This window comes from Streptomyces sp. NPDC058086, assembly GCF_042885015.1.
Taxonomy (GTDB): Bacteria; Actinomycetota; Actinomycetes; order Streptomycetales; family Streptomycetaceae; genus Streptomyces.
On the sequence record NZ_JBHVST010000263.1, the window covers coordinates 1 to 2,530 of the forward strand.

General features: G+C 67.8%; 2 protein-coding genes. One reads left to right on the forward strand and one right to left on the reverse strand.

The window, feature by feature from the left end; all coding sequences use genetic code 11:
* Positions 1–259: 259 nt before the first annotated feature.
* Entirely contained in the window at positions 260–748 is a 489-nt protein-coding gene (locus tag ACFVWD_RS58065; RefSeq protein WP_067370189.1) for a ribose-5-phosphate isomerase, read from the reverse strand.
* 238 nt (positions 749–986) lie between these two features.
* Between ACFVWD_RS58065 and ACFVWD_RS58070 the strand changes: the two genes are divergently transcribed.
* Positions 987–2,480, forward strand: coding sequence for an amino acid permease (locus ACFVWD_RS58070; RefSeq protein ID WP_389607251.1), 1,494 nt, complete (start codon positions 987–989; stop codon positions 2,478–2,480).
* Positions 2,481–2,530 lie beyond the last annotated feature (50 nt).

Sequence of the window (2,530 nt, forward strand, 5' to 3'; positions counted from 1 at the left end):
TATTTTTGTGGGGTGGGGCCGGGGGTCGGGGCGGGTCCTTTGTGGGGGGATGGGGTGTTGTGGGGGGCGGGGGTGGGTGGGCTTGTCCTCTGGCGCCGGCCGAGGTGGGGGCTTTCAGGGGCGCGGGGAACTGCGCGACCAGCCCCCACCCACCCGCAGTCGAAGAACTCCGCGCGGCCGGGGGTTCGGGGCGCAGCCCCGATCCCTTGGGGGCGCGGGGAACTGCGCGAGCAACCCCCACCCACCCGCAGTCGAGGACTCAGGCCTGCTGAGGGTGGTGGGGTGGGACGGGCGGGAGGTCGCCGGTCTTCTCGTAGGCCGAGAGCATGTCGATGCGGCGGATGTGGCGCTCGTCACCGGAGAAGGGCGTGGAGAGGAACACCTCCACGAACTTCGTCGCCTCCTCCTCGGAGTGCATACGCGCACCCACCGCCACCACGTTGGCGTTGTTGTGCTGACGGCCCAGCGACGCCGTCTCCTCGCTCCAGGCGAGAGCGGCACGGACCCCGTCCACCTTGTTCGCCGCGATCTGCTCCCCGTTGCCGGAGCCGCCGATCACGATGCCGAGGGCCTCGGGGTCGGCCGCCGTACGCTCCGCCGCGCGGAGGCAGAACGGCGGGTAGTCGTCCTGGGCGTCGTAGATGAGGGGCCCGCAGTCGACGGGCTCGTGCCCGGCGGCCTTGAGCCACTCGACGAGGTGGTTCTTGAGTTCGAAACCGGCATGATCGGAGCCGAGATACACGCGCATGGTCCGAGTGTGACACGGCCGTTTCGGATCGGCCTCGCCGGGTGCCGCCAGCGAAAACTGTGGGCAAGGCTACAAACCTCAAGGAAACCTCAAGTAACGATCTGGATTCAAAGGTTCACGAATTCCTTTGCCTCCGATTCACTGGACCGGCTCGTTACAGGGTCCCTACAAGGACTCGCTCGGGTCCGTACACCGCTCGTACGGAAATCTGCTCACCCGGCGCAAAGGAATCCCCCTCATGACCTCGCAGCCGACCCCCACAAAGGCCGCAAGCGGCCACGGAGGCCCCGGAGAACCCGGTTCAGGCCTCCAGGCCGGACTCAAGAACCGGCATCTGACCATGATCGCCATCGGTGGCGTCATCGGAGCCGGCCTCTTCGTGGGCTCCAGCTCCGGTATCGCCACCGCGGGCCCCGGAATCCTCCTCTCCTACGCCCTCGTCGGCACGCTCGTGGTGCTGGTGATGCGGATGCTGGGGGAGATGTCCGCCGCGAACCCGACCTCCGGTTCGTTCTCCGCGCACGCGGACCGCGCGCTCGGGCGCTGGGCCGGTTTCTCGATCGGCTGGCTGTACTGGTTCTTCTGGGTGGTCGTGCTCGCCGTCGAGGCGACCGCGGGAGCCAAGATCCTGGAAAGCTGGATGCCCGGCGTACCGCAGTGGGGCTGGGCGCTCATCGTGATGATCGTGCTCACCGCGACCAACCTGGTCTCGGTCGGCTCGTACGGTGAGTTCGAGTTCTGGTTCGCCGGGATCAAGGTCGTGGCGATCGGCGCGTTCATCATCGTCGGCGCGCTCGCGATCTTCGGCGTGCTGCCGGGTGTCGACGCCCCGAAGGCCGGCCTGGGGAATCTGAGCGACCACGGCGGCTTCCTGCCGCACGGGCCCGGCGCGATCCTCACCGGTGTGCTCCTGGTCGTCTTCTCCTTCATGGGCAGCGAGATCGCGACCCTCGCCGCCGGCGAGTCCGAGGACCCGCAGCGGGCCGTCACCAAGTCCACCAACAGCATCATCTGGCGCATCGGCGTCTTCTACCTGGGCTCGATCCTCGTCGTCGTGTCCCTGCTGCCGTGGAACGACCCCTCCATCAAGGACAAGGGCTCCTACGTCGCCGCCCTCGACTCCCTCGGCATCGCGCACGCCGGTGAGATCATGAACTTCATCGTGCTGACCTCCGTGCTGTCCTGCCTGAACTCCGGGCTCTACACGGCCTCCCGGATGGCGTTCTCGCTCGGCGAGCGCGGCGACGCGCCCAAGGTGTTCGCGAAGACCACCTCGCGCGGTGTGCCGATGGCCGCGATCGTCGTCTCGGTCGTCTTCGGCTTCGTCGCCGTCTTCTTCAACTACAAGTTCCCCGACTCGGTCTTCCTCTTCCTCGTCAACTCCTCCGGCGCGGTCGCCCTGTTCGTCTGGCTGGTCATCTGCTTCTCGCAGCTGCGGATGCGGAAGATCATCCAGCGCGAGTCGCCGGAGAAGCTGGTCGTGAAGATGTGGCTGTACCCCTACCTGACCTGGGCGACGGCCGCACTGATCGTCTTCGTCCTCGGCTACATGCTGACCGACACGGAACACGACGGACGCGAGACCGTACTGCTGTCGCTGCTCGTCGCCGCGATCGTGCTCGTGATCGCCTTCGTGAAGCAGAAGCTCGGCGGCTCCGCGGCGACCGAGCCGGCGGGCGTCAGCGCGCCGGTGGGCGCCGGGGAGCCGGTCGACGCCACGTCGGAGGCCTGAGCACCCGGACGCCGAATCCGGCGGAATCGGTAACGGGGAGGGGCCCGGCC